The organism is Devosia sp., from assembly GCF_028290625.1.
Classification (GTDB): Bacteria; Pseudomonadota; Alphaproteobacteria; order Rhizobiales; family Devosiaceae; genus Devosia.
This window is the reverse complement of the sequence record NZ_JAQGJM010000034.1, coordinates 201,275-219,082: the sequence shown is the minus strand read 5'-3', so window position 1 is coordinate 219,082 and position 17,808 is coordinate 201,275. Positions and strand designations below refer to the sequence as shown.

The 17,808-nt window shown below is 62.4% G+C and carries 16 protein-coding genes; all 16 read left to right on the top strand.

Annotated features, from left to right (window positions below; genetic code table 11):
* Positions 1-55: 55 nt before the first annotated feature.
* The 16 genes from JWR51_RS19130 to ugpC all read left to right on the top strand — a co-directional run bounded on the left by JWR51_RS19130 (position 56) and on the right by ugpC (position 17,782).
* Entirely contained in the window at positions 56-1,981 is a 1,926-nt protein-coding gene (locus JWR51_RS19130; protein ID WP_299751252.1) for an ABC transporter substrate-binding protein, read from the top strand.
* Positions 1,982-2,099: 118 nt separating this feature from the next.
* On the top strand, positions 2,100-3,068 hold the full coding sequence (locus JWR51_RS19125) for a hypothetical protein (protein WP_299751249.1): 969 nt from the start codon (positions 2,100-2,102) through the stop codon (positions 3,066-3,068).
* Positions 3,069-3,077: 9 nt separating this feature from the next.
* A complete protein-coding gene (locus JWR51_RS19120) occupies positions 3,078-4,061 on the top strand; it encodes an ABC transporter permease (RefSeq protein ID WP_299751246.1) in 984 nt (327 codons plus the stop codon).
* 41 nt (positions 4,062-4,102) lie between these two features.
* On the top strand, positions 4,103-5,212 hold the full coding sequence (locus JWR51_RS19115; protein WP_299751312.1) for an ABC transporter permease: 1,110 nt from the start codon (positions 4,103-4,105) through the stop codon (positions 5,210-5,212).
* 63 nt (positions 5,213-5,275) lie between these two features.
* A complete protein-coding gene (locus tag JWR51_RS19110; RefSeq protein ID WP_299751243.1) occupies positions 5,276-6,313 on the top strand; it encodes an ABC transporter ATP-binding protein in 1,038 nt (345 codons plus the stop codon).
* Positions 6,310-7,362 carry an oligopeptide/dipeptide ABC transporter ATP-binding protein gene (locus JWR51_RS19105; protein WP_299751240.1) on the top strand — a complete coding sequence of 351 codons (1,053 nt, stop codon included), beginning with the start codon at positions 6,310-6,312 and terminating at the stop codon, positions 7,360-7,362. Before JWR51_RS19110 ends, JWR51_RS19105 begins: the two co-directional genes overlap by 4 nt.
* A 20-nt stretch (positions 7,363-7,382) precedes the next feature.
* Positions 7,383-8,546 (top strand): mandelate racemase/muconate lactonizing enzyme family protein, encoded by a 1,164-nt coding sequence (locus JWR51_RS19100; RefSeq protein WP_299751238.1) that lies wholly within the window; start codon positions 7,383-7,385, stop codon positions 8,544-8,546.
* A gap of 80 nt (positions 8,547-8,626) precedes the next feature.
* The gene (locus tag JWR51_RS19095) at positions 8,627-9,352 is read left to right on the top strand and encodes a GntR family transcriptional regulator (protein ID WP_299751235.1); all 726 of its coding nucleotides are present in this window, start codon (positions 8,627-8,629) and stop codon (positions 9,350-9,352) included.
* Between the two features lie 96 nt (positions 9,353-9,448).
* A complete protein-coding gene (gene greA / locus JWR51_RS19090; protein WP_299751233.1) occupies positions 9,449-9,931 on the top strand; it encodes a transcription elongation factor GreA in 483 nt (160 codons plus the stop codon).
* A 174-nt stretch (positions 9,932-10,105) separates the two neighbouring features.
* On the top strand, positions 10,106-11,425 hold the full coding sequence (locus JWR51_RS19085) for an ABC transporter substrate-binding protein (protein WP_299751230.1): 1,320 nt from the start codon (positions 10,106-10,108) through the stop codon (positions 11,423-11,425).
* 94 nt (positions 11,426-11,519) lie between these two features.
* Positions 11,520-12,491 carry a sugar ABC transporter permease gene (locus tag JWR51_RS19080; RefSeq protein WP_299751227.1) on the top strand — a complete coding sequence of 324 codons (972 nt, stop codon included), beginning with the start codon at positions 11,520-11,522 and terminating at the stop codon, positions 12,489-12,491.
* 4 nt (positions 12,492-12,495) lie between these two features.
* Positions 12,496-13,356, top strand: a complete 861-nt coding sequence (locus tag JWR51_RS19075; protein ID WP_299751224.1) for a carbohydrate ABC transporter permease — start codon at positions 12,496-12,498, stop codon at positions 13,354-13,356.
* Between the two features lie 3 nt (positions 13,357-13,359).
* A complete protein-coding gene (locus JWR51_RS19070; protein ID WP_299751221.1) occupies positions 13,360-14,826 on the top strand; it encodes a hypothetical protein in 1,467 nt (488 codons plus the stop codon).
* A gap of 38 nt (positions 14,827-14,864) precedes the next feature.
* Positions 14,865-15,740 (top strand): aldo/keto reductase, encoded by an 876-nt coding sequence (locus tag JWR51_RS19065; protein ID WP_299751218.1) that lies wholly within the window; start codon positions 14,865-14,867, stop codon positions 15,738-15,740.
* Positions 15,737-16,705, top strand: coding sequence for an amidohydrolase family protein (locus tag JWR51_RS19060; RefSeq protein WP_299751215.1), 969 nt, complete (start codon positions 15,737-15,739; stop codon positions 16,703-16,705). The genes JWR51_RS19065 and JWR51_RS19060 overlap by 4 nt, the downstream gene beginning before the upstream one ends.
* Before the next feature lie 9 nt (positions 16,706-16,714).
* Complete coding sequence (gene ugpC / locus JWR51_RS19055) at positions 16,715-17,782, top strand: sn-glycerol-3-phosphate ABC transporter ATP-binding protein UgpC (protein WP_299751212.1); 1,068 nt, start codon at positions 16,715-16,717, stop codon at positions 17,780-17,782.
* The last annotated feature ends 26 nt before the right edge of the window (positions 17,783-17,808 follow it).

The following is a 17,808-nucleotide window of genomic DNA, read 5'->3' as shown; positions in this document are numbered from 1 at the left end:
AGATGCCCCAAACCACAACAAAATGGCGGGTGCTCTAGTCCTGAGGAGACAATCCATGAATGTTCGCTTTCTGCCCCGCCCCCGGCGGGGACGGATGGTCGCGCTCGGCCTGTTCACGGCGGCGTCACTGTTCCTACCGACCTATGTTTTTGCCCAGTCCGCCAAGGCGGAGGCGCCCATGCTGGACCCGCTGGTCGCCGCCGGCACCTTGCCCCCGGTTGCCGAGCGCGTTGGCGAAGAGCCGCTGGTGATTACGCCGCTCGGCGATGCTCGTACCTATGGCGGCAGTCTGCGCGTGCCGCTCAGCGGCGCCAGCGACGGCTCGCATATGCGCAAGTTCCTCGGCTACGAGGGCGGTCTCGTGAGTTGGGATGTGATGGCGCAGAACGTCGTTCCCAATGTCGCCAAGAGCTGGGACGTCTCGCCGGACGGCACGACGTACACCTTCCATCTCCGCAAGGGCATGAAATGGTCCGACGGGGAGCCTTTCACCTCGGCCGACATCCTGTTCTGGTACGAAGACGTCTCGCAAAATCCTGATATCCTGCCCGAATTGCGCACCGACGCCTTCATGAAGGGCGGCAAGGTCGTCGCTCCAGACCCGGAAACCGTGCAATTCGTCTTCGAGCAGCCCAACGCCATGCTGCTCTACACGTTGGCCACGACCGGCCCCGACTGGGTGACCAATTTCCCGGCCCACTACCTCAAGCAGTTTCTGCCCAAGTATAATCCCGATGCGGACACGCAGGCCAAGGCCGAGGGCCTGGGTGGCTGGCCGGCCAAGTTCGAAAACATGGCGTTCTTCTACCAGAACCCGGAAAAGCCGACGATTTTCCCCTGGCAGGTCGTCCGCCCGATGACCGACCCGCAGCAGGTGACTTTCACCCGCAACCCCTATTTCTGGAAGGTCGATACCGACGGCAACCAGCTTCCCTATATGGATGGTGTCGATAACGAAGTCATCGGCGACTATGAGGTGATGCTGCTCAAGACCCTGAACGGCGAATTCGACTGGATCGGGCGTTACGTCAACACGCTCGAGAACAAGCCGGTGCTGGTCGAGGGTGAAGAACGCTCGGGCATGGAATTCTTCGACATCGTCGAAGCGGCTCCGACCTATGCGACGATCCATCTCAACCAGACCGACCGCAAGCCGGCGCTGCGCGAATTCTTCGCCAACAAGAATGTGCGTATTGCGCTCTCGCATGGCCTTGATCGTCAGAAGATCATCGATCTGGTCTTCGCCGGCCAGGGCGAACCCTACCAGGTGGCGCCGCGGCCTGAATCCGAGTTCTACGACGAGGAAATGGCAAAGCAGTACACCGAGTTCGATCCCGATCTCGCAAACAAGATGCTCGACGAGGCCGGCTACGACAAGAAGGACGCTGATGGCTGGCGCCTGGGCTCGGACGGACAGCCGATCAGCTTCGTGCTGACCGTGCGCGTCGATCGCAAGCCCTATGTCGATCTGGCTCCGCTCGTGGTGGAAGACTGGGCGGCGCTGGGCGTCAAGGCGGATTTCCGTACCCTCGAAAAGGCCGCCTATCTCAACCAGCGCGACAACAACGAGCATGACGGCATCATCGAAGATGGCGATGGCGGCATGATCGATGCGCTGATCTTCCCGCGGGCCTATGTGCCGATCCAGGGCGATGGCGCCTGGGGCACGGCCTGGATCGCCTGGTACAACAAGGTCGGTCCCGACCAGGAAGCTCCGCCGCCGGAATATCAGCGTGGCCTCGATCTCTGGGACAAGATGCGCGTCACCGGCGACACCGCAGCGCAGAAGGACCTGTTCCGCCAGTTGCTCGCCGTCTCCAAGGACAACTTCCAGTCCATGGGCATTGCCCTGCCGATCCCCGGCTACGGCATGCACTCCAAGCGCCTGCACAATGTTCCGGCGCAGACGATCATCAACTCGAACTCCTTCGGCTTCCCCGGCCCGATGCAGCTCTCGCAGTGGTCGATCGTGACGCCGTGAACCTCCCGGGGCGCCGGCCAATGGCTGGCGCCCAACCCTCCCGAATTCTCGACGCCGTCCGTCGCCTGCGATCCGCCGACTGACACGCGCAACGTGCTGCACAAAGGAAGAAGCACCTATGTCTGACATGCTCACCCACTGGGCCGTTTTCGACGACAGCCTGCGCCTGATGCGCCTTGACGACAGCATTGAGCGCGCCTTTGTCGAGGCCTGCGAAAACGAACCGCAGATCGCCCGCCTGGGCGCGCTCACCCGCGGCGGCGGCAAGTGGATGCATCCCTTGCTCGCCGAGGCCCGCGACAAATGGGCCAATCCCGACGAGCATCCGCTGATCGACCGGCGGCTCGCCTGGGTCGTTGGCGGCATCAGCCACCAGGCCTGCGATACGGTGGCAAAGGCGCTGCTGTCCAAGCATGCGGGCTCCGAATGGAACCTCACCCACGAGGTTTTGCAGCGTAATCCCGAGGTCAAGGGCCGCGAAGGCGAGGTCGATGTCGATCGCGTCCAGGAATGCTCGGCCTATTACGACGCCTATGTGTTCCGCAAAGTCTATCTCGACGGCAAGGAATCCCCTTTCACCCAGAATTTCCTGAAGGCCGATTGGGGCCCGGGCGCCGACGCGCTCGAGGAATATATGGGCGCGGTGTTCCAGCGCTCGCTGCTCTCGGCTCATACCTTGCGGCCGCCGGCGGCCAGCGACGGGCACGAGGCATTCATCGCCTGGCAGGACGAAGTGTTCAAGTTCATGCAGCCGCGCTACCTGTTCCCCAAGTGGTGGATCCAGGCGTACAACAATCCCGATCCAGCCAAGATGGCCGACTACGCCGTCGAGACCGAGTTCTATCTCGATAGCGATCCGATCATCGGCGTCGCCCGGCGTATCCATCGCGGCGAAGCCGTCTCGGCCAAGGAAATCCAGGCCGCCAGCGCCGACGACATGAACCAGTCGACCTACGGCCAGGCGCTCGAACTGTCGCTCCGCTATCTGCGGAACGGCACCGCCTACTGGCACCACCAGGCCGATAGCCTGGTTGCACCCAATGCCTACAAGCCCAAATGGGCCGTCTCCCAGCCTGCTGCGGAATAGGTATTTGTCATGTTGATGTTCGTCTTGCGGCGATTGCTGTCCTTTGCGGTCATGATGGTGCTGATCTCCATCGCGGCCTTTGCGATCATTCAATTGCCGCCGGGCGATTTCATCACCACGCTGGCCGCAGGCCTGGAGCGCAGCGGGGACGTCGATACCGCCCAGCTCGAGTTCCTGCGGCAGCGCTTCGGGCTGGACCAGCCCATCTGGGTCCAATACTGGCGCTGGATCTCGGCGATCGTGTTCCATGGCGACTTCGGCTATTCCTTCATGTGGAAGAAGCCGGTGGCCGACCTGATCTGGGACCAGCTCGGCTTCACCCTGATCATCTCGATCGCGACTCTGCTGTTCTCGTGGGTCATTTCCTTCCCGATCGGGGTCTATTCGGCGGTGCGCCAATATTCCTGGGGCGACTTCCTCTTCACCTTCATCGGTTTCATCGGCCTGGCGGTGCCCAATTTCCTGCTGGCGCTGATCCTGATGTATGTGGGCTTCCAGTATTTCGGCCAAAGCGTCGGCGGGCTTTATTCTCCAGAGTTCCAGGATGCGGCGTGGAGCTGGGGCAAGTTCATGGACCTGCTGGCGCATCTGTGGATCCCCATCATCGTCATCGGGGCCAGCAAGACGGCCGAACTGATCCGCATCATGCGGGCCAACCTGCTCGATGAGCTCAACAAACCCTATGTGACCACCGCTCGCGCCAAGGGCATGACCGAAGTGCGCATGCTGGTGAAATATCCGATCCGACTGGCGCTCAATCCGTTCGTGTCGACCGTCGGCTGGGTGCTTCCGAGCCTGATTTCGGGCGCGGTGATTGCCTCGGTGGTGCTGAACCTGCCCACCGTGGGGCCGATCCTGCTCAATTCGCTGCAAAGCCAGGACATGTATCTCGCAGGGGCCTTCATCCTGCTGCTGTCGCTGCTGACGCTGATCGGCACGCTGGTTTCCGACATCCTTCTCGCGTGGCTTGATCCGCGCATTCGCCTGGAGTAGCCGAAGTGAGCACACTCGCAAGTAGCGCCACTGCAGCGCCGATCGCCGTCTCACCGACGTCCTCCGACGACTCCTTCGAGGTCGCTTCGCAATGGCAGTTGATGTGGTGGAAGTTTACCCGCCACAAGATCGCCGTCGCGGCCGGCGTGGTGATCTTGCTGCTCTATTTCATCGCTATTTTCAGCGAAATCCTGGCGCCGACCGATCCAAACAAGAATGCCGCGGCGTTCAAATACATACCGCCCCAGGGCATCCATCTGTTCGAGGATGGCACCTGGAATTTCTCGCCGCACGTGCACGGGTTTTCGTTCAAGACCGACCCGCGCTCGTTCCGGCGCACCTATGTCGAGGACCCGGCCAAGATCGTGCCGATCGGGCTGTTCGTCGCTGGCGAAAAGTACAAGATGTGGGGCCTGTTCACTTGGGACGTTCACCTGCTCGCCGCCGTCAATAAGCGAGATCCGTTCTTCCTTTTGGGTTCGGACCGGCTGGGGCGCGATAACCTGTCGCGCATCATCCATGGTACGCGCGTTTCGATGTCGATCGGCCTTGTGGGCGTCAGCATCAGCCTGGTGCTCGGGCTGATCCTGGGCGGCATATCGGGCTATTATGGCGGGCGCATCGACTCCGCCATCCAGCGCCTGGTTGAATTCCTGCGCTCGATGCCGACGATCCCACTGTGGATGGGGCTTGCCGCCGCCATCCCGCTCGAATGGCCGCCGCTTTATGTCTACCTGATCATCACGGCACTGCTGTCGCTGATCGGGTGGACCTCGCTGGCCCGCGAAGTGCGCGGCAAGGTGATGGCGCTCAAGGGCGAGGATTTCGTCATCGCCGCCCGGTTGGACGGGGTGAAAGAGCGCAAGATCATCACCCGCCAGATCCTGCCGGCTTTTGCGTCGCACATCATCGCCGTGACGACGCTGGCCATTCCGGAAATGATCTTGGCGGAGACGGCCCTGTCCTTCCTCGGCATAGGCCTGCAGCCGCCGGTGGTGTCCTGGGGCGTGTTGCTGCGCGAGGCGCAGAACATCAATACGGTCGCTACGGCGCCGTGGCTGTTGTGGCCCGGCCTGTTCGTGGTCATTGCCGTGCTGGCTTTCAACTTCCTCGGCGATGGCCTGCGCGACGCAGCCGACCCCTATTCATGAGGCGGATCAAACACATGAACCTGCCCATCCCCACTGCCTGCCTGTTGTTAGTAGAGGCCCGTCATGCCTGATGTTCTGCTCGAGGTGCGCAATCTCAGCGTCCACTTTCCGACCCGCTCCGGCGTGGTCAAGGCCGTCGACGGGCTCGACCTGACGCTCTATCGCAACAAGACCATGTGCGTGGTCGGCGAGAGCGGATCGGGCAAGTCGATGACCGCGTCCGCCATCCTGCAATTGCTCAAGAAGCCGGGCCGTATCGCCGGCGGGGAAATCCTGTTCCACCACAAGAATGGCCGGGTTGTCGACCTAGCCAAGCTCAAGGCTAATTCCGAGGAGATGCGCCAGATCCGCGGCGGCCACATCGCCATGATCTTCCAGGAACCCATGACCTCGATGTCGCCGGTCCACACCATTGGCGACCAGGTGTCGGAGATGATCCTGCTGCATGAGAAGGTCAGCAAGGCGGAGGCCAAGGCCCGGACCATCAGGCTGTTCGGCCGCGTCGGCATTCCTGATCCGGAAGCGCGCTACGACATCTATCCCTTCATGCTGTCGGGCGGCATGCGCCAGCGCGTCATGATCGCCATGGCGCTGTCCTGCAATCCCGAACTGCTGATCGCCGACGAGCCAACCACCGCGCTCGACGTCACCATGCAGGCCAACGTGCTGGGGCTGATGCAGGAAGTGCAGAAGGAATTCGGCATCTCCATCATGCTGATCACCCATGATTTCGGCGTGGTCGCCGAGGTTGCCGACGATGTGTCGGTGATGTATCTGGGCCGCACGGTGGAGCAGGGGGAAGTGCACGATATCTTCCGCGCGCCCAAGCACCCCTATACGCGGGCGCTGCTCAATTCCATTCCCAAGCTCGATGCCATTCCGGGCCACCGCCTGACCCAGATCGAGGGCATGGTGCCAAGCCCTTTCAACCGACCCTCCGGCTGCCCGTTCCAGAGCCGCTGCCCGGACCGCATTGCCGATCCCTGCGCCCGCGAATGCCCCGAACTGCTCGATGCCGGCACCAGCCGGGCTCGTTGCTATCAATATGATCCGGCCTACGCCGCGCTCTGGCAGCCCGCTCTTGCCGAGGTGGCCAAATGACCGCGCAAATGCCTATCGCGGCCGATCCGGCCACACGCGACAATCTCTGCCTCGATATCCGCGACCTCAAGGTCCACTTCACGCCGCGCAAGCGCTTTGGCCACAAGCAGCAGAACACGGTCAAGGCGGTCGATGGGGTTAGCCTGGCTGTCCCCGATGGCGAGACCCTGGCGGTGGTTGGTGAATCGGGCTGTGGTAAATCTACGCTTGGCCGCGCCATCCTGCGCGTCAACGAGCCGACTGCCGGTGAGATCAACTACCGTCCGCGCGGCGGCGATTGGGTCGATCTGGCGACGCTGGGCAATGACGCGCTGGCCCAATATCGCCTCGACCTGCGGATGATCTTCCAGGACCCCTTCACGTCGCTCAATCCGCGCCAGACCGTGCTCGACGCCATCGGCCAGCCGCTGTTCGCGCACGGCGTCAACCGGCGCGAGGTGCGCGACCGGGTGGCCGATATCATGGGCAAGGTGGGCCTGCGCCCCGAATACATGTCACGCTATCCACATGCGTTTTCGGGGGGCGAGCGGCAACGCATCGTCATCGCCCGGGCGCTGGTGGTGCGCCCGCACGTTGTCGTTGCTGACGAGGCCGTCGCTGCCCTAGACGTGTCAGTGCGGGCGCAGACTCTCAACCTGCTGCAGGACCTGCAGGACGAGCTGAAGCTGACCTATCTGTTCATTTCCCACGACTTGTCGGTGGTGCGCCATATCTCCAGCCACGTCGCGGTCATGTATGTGGGGCGGCTGATCGAATATGGTCCGACCGAGACCGTGTTCCGCCAGCCCCTGCACCCCTATACGTCGGCTCTGCTGTCGGCCATTCCGATCAGTTCGCCCGATTTGCGCGGCAAGGTCTTGCGCCAGCCGCTGTCGGGGGAAGTTGCCGATCCGGCCAATCCACCGCCCGGCTGTCATTTCCATCCGCGCTGCCCCTTCGCCACCGAGGTGTGTCGTACCCAGACACCTGCGACCACGCCGGTGCCGGGCGGGGGCACCGTTGCCTGCCATCACTGGGCCGAGCTGTCCCTCAAGGGCATGCCGAGCTGAAGCATTTTCAAGACGACAATTTGATCAAAAACCAGGGTGAGACCATGGACATTGCCGAGCCGCAGGACCAATCACAAGCAGCGTCGCGTAGCGACATCAAGATCACGGCGGCCTATTCGGCCAATTACCAGTGGAAGCGCGACAAGCCGATCAGCAATGGCCTGCATACCTATGCGACCTCCGATCTGACCATCGTCACCATCGAAACCAATGTCGGCATTACCGGCTATGGCATCGGGCGGCCGCGTGCCGGTGAAGCCGATCTGCGCCAGCATTATCTTGAGCGCATCGTCGGCCAGGATCCCACCATGACCGAGGCGATCTGGTCCTCGCTGTGGAGCCCGAAAATGTCGGGCCGGCGCGGCAATGAGACCAGGGCGCTGTCCTCGATCGACCTGGCCTTGTGGGATATCAAGGCCAAGTTCGCCGGACTACCGCTGTACCGGCTGTTGGGCGGCTTCCGCAAGAAAATCCCGGTCTACATTGCGGGCGGCTATTACGCGCCGGACAAGGGCCTGAAGGAATTGCAGCAGGAAATGGCGTCCTACGTCGGCCTGGGCGCCAAGGCCGTCAAGATGAAGATCGGCGCGGTGCCGATCAAGGACGATATCGCCCGGGTCAAGGCGGTACGCGAAGCCATCGGCCCCGATATTCGCCTCTTGCTCGATGCCAATTGCGCCTATCGCGCCTATGAGGCGATCCAGTTTGCCAAGCGGGCCGAGGAGTTCGATCCGTTCTGGTTCGAAGAAGCCGTCCAGCCCGATGACTATGATGGCTTCGCCAAGATCGCCGCGCAGACCACCATCCCGCTGGCGACGGGCGAGAACGAATATACCAAGCATGGCTTCCGCGACCTGATCAACACCAAGGCCATCGCCATCCTGAACCCGGATGCACGCTATATGGGCGGCGTCACCGAATTCATGAAGGTCGCGGCGATGGCGCAGGCGCATGGACTGGACATCGCGCCCCATGGCGACCAGCAAGCGCATCTGCATCTGCTGGCGGCAATCCCCAATGCGCTGATGCTCGAATATTATCCACCCAAGGTCATGGCCAGTGCCGAGGGGGTGTACCTGCACACGCCTTCCCTCGAAAGCGATGGCACGGTGACAGTGTCTGAGCGGCCAGGGGTGGGCTTGGAGCCGCGTCCCGAGGCACTGGCCCCCTTCCGGATCAGCTAGAAGAGGCTTGTGGGCTATGGTAGACAAAGGTCGTAGCCGGAGGTGTGGCTACGACCTTTTAAGAACAATGGAGGCGCCGGTTGGGTAGTGTTTTGCTTGATGAGTTTGCGCATTCTGACACCAGCTATCGCCGCGTCGCGGACACGATTCGTGACCGTATCATCGCGGGCACCTACACGCCCGGTATGCGCCTCAAAGTGCCCACGCTCTGCATAGACCTGGCGGTGAGTTCCAATCCCGTCCGTGAGGCACTGCAGCAATTGCAGGGCGAGGGCCTTGTCGTCATCGCTCCCAACAAGGGGGCGACGGTCCGCCCCATCGACGCGCGCCTGATCCGGGAGATTTATGAGGTCAACGGCATCCTCGATGCCTTCTTTGCCGGGCGCGCGGCTCAGATTGCCACAGATGAGCAGATCATGGAGTTGATTGCCATTCATCGTAAGCTTGAGCAGGCGATGCTGAAGGGTGACGTCCCAAAACGTGCCGACAATAACCACCAATTTCATTCTTTGCTCGGCGAAATATCGGGCAATCGAGAGGCCCTGACCGTGCGCCTGCGGCACCGGAATTTGATGCGTGCCATGCGCATGAAGTACGGGTTTTCGGCAGATAGAGAGTCCATCGTGCTGGGCGAGCATGAGGAGATCATTTCGGCGATCTCGGCCCGCGACGTGGCCCGCGCGGAATATGCCGCCAAGATGCATTGCCTGCGTTCGTGCGATGACATCATCATCCAGGCGTCCATCGAGCCGAGGCCGAGCGCAACGCAGCAGCCGGCGAAGCGTCTTACCGCCACATCCAATTAGCCATTGCTGGGCATGACGATTGGGCGGCAGTCCTCGGCCATCGGCAGTATCCTGCCGATTGCCAGATGGACGCTGAAGGCCAACCGGAGTTTGAGATTGAGCGTTGCTTTCACCAAAGAGGACAGTGCCGAGACCGCTTCGGAAATCCTGCTGCCCGACCGCCCGATTTCTGCCGAGCCTAACCTGGTCACGGAAGCGGGATTGAAGGCGCTGGAGTTGCAGCTTGCTCAGGCGCGCGAGGCCGTCGACGCGGCAAGCGTGATCGAGGACGTGAATGAGCGCCGGCGGCAGTCGGCCAGCCCGTTGCGCGATCTGCGCTATTTTGCGGAACGCGTCCGCTCGGCGCAAATCGTGCCTGATCCGGCCTCGACCGGCACCGTGGCCTTTGGCAGCACGGTCAGCTTCAGCCGGGGCGACGGGCAGACACGGACCTACCGCATCGTCGGCGAGGACGAAGCCGATCCCAAGGCCGCGACGATCTCCTACGTCGCCCCCGTGGCTAAACTCCTGATGGGCAAAGCCATCGGGGATGTAGTGAGCGTCGGCGAGCAAGAACTCGAAATCATCGCTATCTCCTAGGCGATATGGTCTGCCCCCGCTGCACGTTGAGCCCGTCTCGATGGGTATTTCCACGATACGGAAAAGCGGGGGCAAACTCGTGGTTGGGGCGCGCGCCCTGTGGTCAGATCAATGGCAGCGAGGACGCACGGCACCGCAATGAGTGCCGGCCTCTGCGCCAGCGAGGAGACCATTGTGACCAAAATCGAACCCGGAACTTTGAGCCGCCGCACCCTGCTGATGGGCGCTACGGCGCTGGCTGGCCTGCCATTGCTCTCGAGCCTTGCCCATGGCCAGGACAAAATCGATATGCGTATCGCCTGGTGGGGTTCCGACGACCGGCACCAGAAAACCCTCAAGATGATCGACCTGTTCGAGGCCGAGCATCCCGGCCTGACCATGGAATCCCAATATGGCGGGCTGATTGGTTATCAGGACAAGCTGTCGACGGAATTTGCCGGCGGCAACGCGCCGGACATAATGCAGGTGTCCGATAGCCGCGAGGCGCTGATCAAGTCCGGGCGACTGCTGGAGCTGGATGAATACATCAATTCGGGCGAGCTCGACCTGTCGGACGCCAACAAGTCGGTGCTGGAAACCCTCAAGGTCGACGGCAAGCTCTATTCCATTCCGTGGGGCCTGGCCTCGGGCTGCTACTTTATCGACACCAAGGTGTTTGCCGACAGCAAGGTGGAAGAGCCCGGCCTCGACTGGAACTGGGATGGCTTCGCCGAAAAGGCCAAGGCGATCGCCGATGCCACCCCCGATGGGGTTTATGGCTCCGCCGATATCTGGGCACCCGCCGGCACGCGCTCGTTCTACCCCTTCGAATTCTTCCTGCGCGGTCGCGGCAAGACGGCCTATACGCCTGACGGCAAGCTCAATTTTACCGCCGACGAGCTGACCGAATGGTTCACCTTCTGGGATGAGCTGCGCAAGGCTGGCGTCGTGCCGCCGGCCGAGATCACCGCGCTCGAAACGGGCTTTGAGACCTCGCCCATCGTCACCGGACGGGCGGCGATGTACCCGATTAACAGCTCCATCGCCTCGTCCCTGCAGGCGCTGGCACCCAATCCGCTCAAGGTATTGTCCTTCCCCAGCGGCATTGGCAGCACGGCGCTGTCCGGCGATAAATACGGCGCCTTCATCAATTCGAGCATGCAGGTTTATGTAAACGCGGCGTCCGAGCACAAGGATGTGGCGATCCAGTTCCTGAACTTCGTCACCAACAGCCCCGACGCGGCCAAGATTCACCTGATGGCGCGCGGCGTGCCGCTCTCAAGCAAGATCGCCGCGCTGGTCTCCCCGGACGTGTCGCCGATCGAGCAGAGCATGGTCGACATGATCCAGTATGTGCAGGAGCATGCCGTGCCCGAAGTCGTGTCCTGGCCAGTCCAGGGCGGGCAGATCCAGGACCTGATGCAGCGTTCGCACCAGGAGATCGCCTTCGGCCAGAGCGACATAGCGGGCACGGTTTCCAAGTTCTTCGACGAGGCAGAGTTCATCCTCGAATAAGCTCCCCCGCGTGCCGGGGACTGCGCCTTGCAGTTCCCGGCATGCGTGGGGGTGCCAGGTTGCAGCCGGTTCCCGCAGACAAATTGATTGGCCGATGACGCTTTCCCCCACGCCCACCAGCATCGAGGCATTGCCGCAGCCGACGACCAGCTCGGTCAAGGCGCGGCCGCGCGGCCGCAATATCCTGTCGGACAATGCCTGGGGCTACCTGTTCCTGGCGCCCTGGATCATCGGCATGGTCTTTTTTATGGCGGGGCCGACGCTGGTATCGTTCTACCTGTCCTTCACCAGCTTCAACCTACTGGAGCCGCCCGAATGGATCGCGGCCAAGAACTACGTTCGCCTGTTTACCCAGGATGGCCGCTATCTCAATGCCTTGCGGGTGACGTTTACCTACGTGGCGCTGGCGGTGCCCCTCAACCTCGCCTTCGCGCTGGCGCTGGCCATGGTGCTCAATGCCAAGATCAAGGGATTGGGGATTTATCGCGCCACCTATTACATCCCGTCCTTGCTGGGCGGCAGCGTCGCCATCGCCATCCTGTGGCGGCAGGTGTTTGGCTTTGACGGCATTGTCAGCCAGGCGCTGGCCGTGTTCGGTATCGAGGGTTCGAGCTGGGTGTCATCGCCATCGCAGGCGCTGTGGACACTGATCATCCTGCATGTGTGGCAGTTCGGCTCGCCAATGATCATTTTCCTGGCCGGCCTCAAGCAAATTCCGGTGGAGCTATACGAGGCCGCATCGGTCGACGGGGCCGGGCCCTGGCGCAAGTTCTGGATGATCACGGTGCCGATGCTGACCCCGGTGATTTTCTTCAACCTGATCCTGCAGATCATCAACTCGTTCCAGGCCTTTACGCCGGCCTTCATCGTCAGCGGCGGCAGCGGTGGGCCGTTGGATTCAACGCTGTTCTACACGCTCTACCTCTACCTGCAGGGCTTCGCGAATTTCCGCATGGGCTATGCCTCGGCCATGGCGTGGGTGCTGCTGGTGATCATCGGCGTGCTCACGGCCCTGGCCTTCCTCAGTAGCCGATATTGGGTCCACTATGACGACAGCGCGAAGTAATCCCATGGTCACCGCAGCCCGCCCGCGCACCAAAAAGCCGAACTACCGCTGGATGCTGCATGCCGGCCTGATCGCGGGCGCGGTGCTGATGCTCTACCCGCTGTTGTGGATGATCGGCAGCTCTTTCAAGCCGGAAGGTCAGATTTTCTCCGATCTCAATCCCATTCCCACGAGCCTGGATTTTTCCAACTACATCAAGGGCTGGACGCTGGGCACGGGCGTGTCGTTCACGACCTTTTATTTGAACTCGTTCATGATCTGCGCCGGCGCCATCGTGGGCAATCTGTTCTCCTGCTCGCTGGCCGCCTATGCGTTTGCGCGTATCAATTTCAAGTTCAAGCCGGTGCTGTTCGCGCTGATGCTGGGCACGCTGATGCTGCCCTTCCACGTCATCGTGGTGCCGCAATACATCATCTTCAACACGCTGGGCTGGACTAATTCCTTCCTGCCACTGATCGTGCCAAAATTCTTCGCCGTCGATGCCTTCTTCATTTTCCTGATGGTGCAGTTCATCCGCGGCATTCCGGTGGAGCTGGAGCAGGCGGCAATGGTGGATGGCTGCAATCGCGGACAGACGTTTCTACTGATCATCCTGCCGCTGCTGACCCCGGCTCTGGTGACGACCACGATCTTCACCTTCATCTGGACCTATAACGACTTTTTCGGCCAGCTTCTGTATCTCAACAATGAGCGAAAATACACGGTGGCCCTGGGCTTGCGCCAGTTCCTCGATGCGTCGGGGCAGTCCTCGTGGGGCGCGATGTTCGCCATGACGACCTTGTCGCTGCTGCCGGTCTTCGTGATCTTTCTGTTCTTCCAGAAGCGGCTGGTCGATGGCATCGCCACCACCGGCCTCAAGGGTTGAGCCATGGCTGACAAGCTCATCGGCATCCAGATCGGCGCCGTCTCGTTCCAGGACGAAGGCGTGGGCGCGGTACTCGACACCGTGCAGCAGCGCGCCGGCGTCAACGCGGTGTTCCTTGCGACGCCGACCTGGAGCCGCGCCACCGGCGGGCGTGCCGGGCCGGGCTTTCCCCCGCCGGACCATGGCGGCGCGCAGCCCGACCTCGAATGGCTCGGCGGCAACTACGCGACCGTTCATCCCGAATTTTACGGTAATACCGTTTTGGGCGGGGCCGGGCGGGCACCGGAATATCCCGATTGGGACATGCTGGCCGATGTCATTCCCGAGGCCAAGGCGCGGGGCATCAAGGCATTCGCCTATTTCGACGAGAGCAGCCATGCGCGCCACCTGCGCAGCTATCCCAATTTCCTCAAATGCCTTGAGGTCGATATCTGGAACAAGCCGGCGCGCCGGCCTTGCTTCAGCAATCCCGACTACCGCAACTGGGTGCTGGGACTGGTCGAGGACTACGTGAAGAGCTATCCGCTCGATGGGCTGATGTTCTCGTCGGCTCGTCCCGGTCCGCTCGATCGGCTGATCCAGGAGCCGACGCGGCAGGGGCTTGGCCTCGCCGTATGTTACTGCGAGCATTGCAAGGCCAAGGCCGCCGAGCGCGGCGTGGACTGGCGCCGCGCGCAGGAGGGTTATCGCAAGCTGGTGCTGTGGAACGCGGCGATTTCGGAGGGCAAGCGGTCGGCCGACGGCGCCTTCGTCACCTTCTGGCGCCTGTTGCTGACCTATCCCGAGCTGCTGTCCTGGCAGTCGCTGTGGGCTGACGGGCAGCATCAATTATACCGCGACATGATCGGCACGGTGCGGGCATACAGGCCGGACATGAAGGTGGGCTGGGACCTCTATCACAACCTGTCGTTCAGTCCGTTCTACCGCGCCGGGCAGAACTTCGCCGATCTCAGCCATATCGCCGATTTCATCAAGGTCTCGACCTACCACACCAGCGCCGGGCCGCGGTTTTTCACCTTCGTCAACGCCATCAGCAAAGCCATTTTCGGCGATGCCGAACCGGCACTGGTCTATCCGCTCCTGCTCAAGATGCTGGGACTGGAGGAGGGGCCTTTGGCGGACCTACCCAGCACGGGTTTTTCGGCCGATTCCGTGCGTCGCGAGGTGCAGCGCGCTGTCGTCGGCAGCGAGGGACGTGGGATGGTCTATGCCGGTATCGATGTCGATATTCCGGTGGGCCAGGCGGCCGAAACCGGATTGCCGCCGACCAATCCGGGCGATTTGCCGATGATCGACGGCGACACCACGAGCGGTCCGGACTTGATCAAGACCACGCCCGAGCGGGTGACGGCAGCGGTGCTCGCGGCGTTCGAAGGCGGGGCGCAAGGTATCGTGCTCAGCCGGAAATACGCGGAGATGCGGCTCGACAACCTTTCGGGCGTCGGCGCCGCGCTGGCGCAAATGGCCTAACCGGCAGGCCTTGGCCGCCGACAGAATTGGAAACGCAGATGCAAAAAATCGAATTGGGCCGCACCGGACTGAACGTGTCGAGGATCGCCCTGGGCGGCTATCCATTTGGCGGCGTCAACAAGGCCAATGACTGGGACCCCTGGTCGGAAGCCGGCAAACGGACCGCCATCGGCACCGTCAACCACGCCATCGATCGTGGCATCAACTATGTCGATACCGCGCCCGGCTATGGCGAAGGCAATAGCGAGCGAATCATCGGCGAGGTGATGAAAACCCGGCGTGACGAGGTGGTGCTGGCCACCAAGGTACGCTGGGAGAAGATGAGCAAGCAGGCCGTCATCGACAGCGTCCATGAAAGCCTGTCGCGCCTGCAAACCGACCACCTCGATATCGTCCAGTTCCACGGCGGCATGTTCACCGCGGCCGATTATGCCCAGGTTGTCGATGGCGGCCCGCTCGAAGCGCTGGTCGAACTTAAGGCCCAGGGCAAGATCGGCTTTATCGGGCTGACCGCAGAGGAGCCGTGGACTGCGATTCAGTTCCTCGCGCGCCCGGAAATCGACGTCTACCAACTGGCCTATAATTTCATTTATCAGCACGCCGCCAAGCATATGCTGATCGACGCCCATAAGGCCGATGTCGGCGTTGTCACCATGCGCACCATGACGTCGGGTATCCTGCAGCGGGCGGCAAAGTATCTGGCCCCGGAATGGCAATCGGCCAGGGACCTGTTCCAGGTGTCGCTGGAATTCGTGCTGTCCGATAGTCGGGTGCACTCGGCGATCGTGGGCATGCGCTGGCCATCCGAGGTCGATCTCAATGTCGATCTGGTCGAGAACTTCAAGCCGCAATTCGACTTTGCCGACCTGCCGCGCATGACCGCGCATGTCTATCAGGCGGAGGACGCCGAGTGAGCGACACGCTGCCGATCATTGATGCCTACGCCCATGTGGGCCTGCCGCGCTTCCAGAGCGTCGAGCACTATCAGGGGGTGATGCAGCGCAACGGCATCGGCCAGGCCGTGCTGTGTTCGTTCGATAGCTCGCCCGATTTCGCGCCGATCCACGCGGCGTTCAGCACCGACCCGCAGCGGTTTCGGGGCATCGGCGTGCCGCTCGGCAATGATCGGGCTGAAATGGAGACGGCGGCGCGGGCGCAACTGGAGGCTGGTTTCAGCGCCCTGCGGCTGACGGAAAGCGACCTCACCGAACGGCCTTGGCTGCTGGAAATGCTGGCACAGCATAAGCGCATCGCGGTTGTTGTCGGCGCGGTATCGTCCGAAACCTGCGCCCGCATTCTGGTGGACAGCCTCGAGCGTCATCCGGAGCTGACAGTCATTGGCGGGCACTTCGCCGGCATGGGCAGCAGCCCGTCGCTATTGGCGTCCGGTCCGGCGTCCGCATTGTTCGCCCATCCGCGCTTCAATGTCGTGTTCTCCCGCCATGGCGGGTTTGAGCCCTCCGCGCTCAAGGCCTGGAGTGAAGCGGTGCTGGCCAAGACCGGCTGGTCGCGGCTGCTCTGGGGTTCGGAAGCGCCGGTGATGTTCTGGCGCAACGAGACTATGGCTTCGGCCATCGCCTGGATCGATTGGCTGGGGCCGAGCGCGCAGGAGCGGGACCAGTTCCTTTCCGGCAATACGCAGCGCCTGTATTTCGCCGCGCCGCTGGCGGTGGCGCTATTGCACCTGCCGTTCGATCCGGCCGAGCGGGCGCGGCGAATTCCAGCGGGACTTTGGGCCAATGGCCTGCCGGTCGATCAGGAATTGGCGGGCCGTCTTGTGGCCGATTGGCTGGCTGCGGGCGGCGAAGGCCGGCTGGGCGATCATCTGCAAACCGTGCTGGCGCGGGCCTTGCCGCCGCTGCCCACCACAAAGCCTTAGGAGACGCACATGGCCACCGTCCAAATCCGCGACGTGCTCAAAAGCTACGGCACGCTGCAAGTCATCCATGGGATTTCCCTCGACATTGCCGACGGGCAGTTCGTGGCGCTGGTGGGCCCGTCCGGCTGTGGCAAGTCGACCCTGCTGCGGATGATCGCCGGGCTTGAGGAAATCAGCGGCGGCGATGTCGAGATTGGCGACGTGATCGTCAACGATCTGCCGCCCAAGGATCGCGACATCGCCATGGTGTTCCAGAACTACGCGCTCTATCCCCACATGACGGTGGCCCAGAATATGGGCTTTTCCCTGCGAATGCAGGGTGTATCGAAGGCCGAAATTCGGGCCAAGGTGGAGCGGGCGGCCGAGATCCTGGGCCTGCAGCAATTGCTCGATCGCCACCCCCGGCATCTGTCCGGCGGGCAGCGCCAGCGTGTTGCCATGGGCCGCGCCATCGTGCGGGCACCGCAGGTGTTTTTGTTCGACGAACCGCTCAGCAACCTGGATGCCAAGCTGCGGGTGCAAATGCGCGGCGAGATCAAGGAACTGCACCAGCGGCTGCAGACGACGACCGTCTATGTCACCCACGACCAGATCGAGGCCATGACGCTGGCCGATCGCATCGTGGTGCTCAATGCCGGCCGCATCGAACAGGTCGGCTCGCCGCTTGAGCTCTACGACACTCCCGAGACGCTGTTCGTTGCCGGCTTCATCGGCTCGCCCGCCATGAACCTGATCAAGGGCACGGTCGCCCTTGGCGATGGCCCCAGCATCGTGACGGCTGACGGCGCCAGCCTGCCATTGCCGTCCGTGCCTGGCCTGGAAGCGGGCCGCGAGGTCACCTACGGATTTCGCCCCGAACATCTGAGCATCGATCCCGCGGGCATGCCGGCCAAAGTGGTGGTGATCGAGCCGACCGGGTCCGAGACCCAGGTCAATGCGCGGCTCGGCGCCACCGCCATCACCGCGATTTTCCGCGATCGCGTCAACTTCCGGCCGGGCGACAGCATCCCGCTGCTGCCCGACAACAAGCGGGCCCATGTTTTTGACACCCAGACCGGTCAGCGGCTGCACGCCTAGCTCGTTCTCCTGAGCCGACCAAAGCT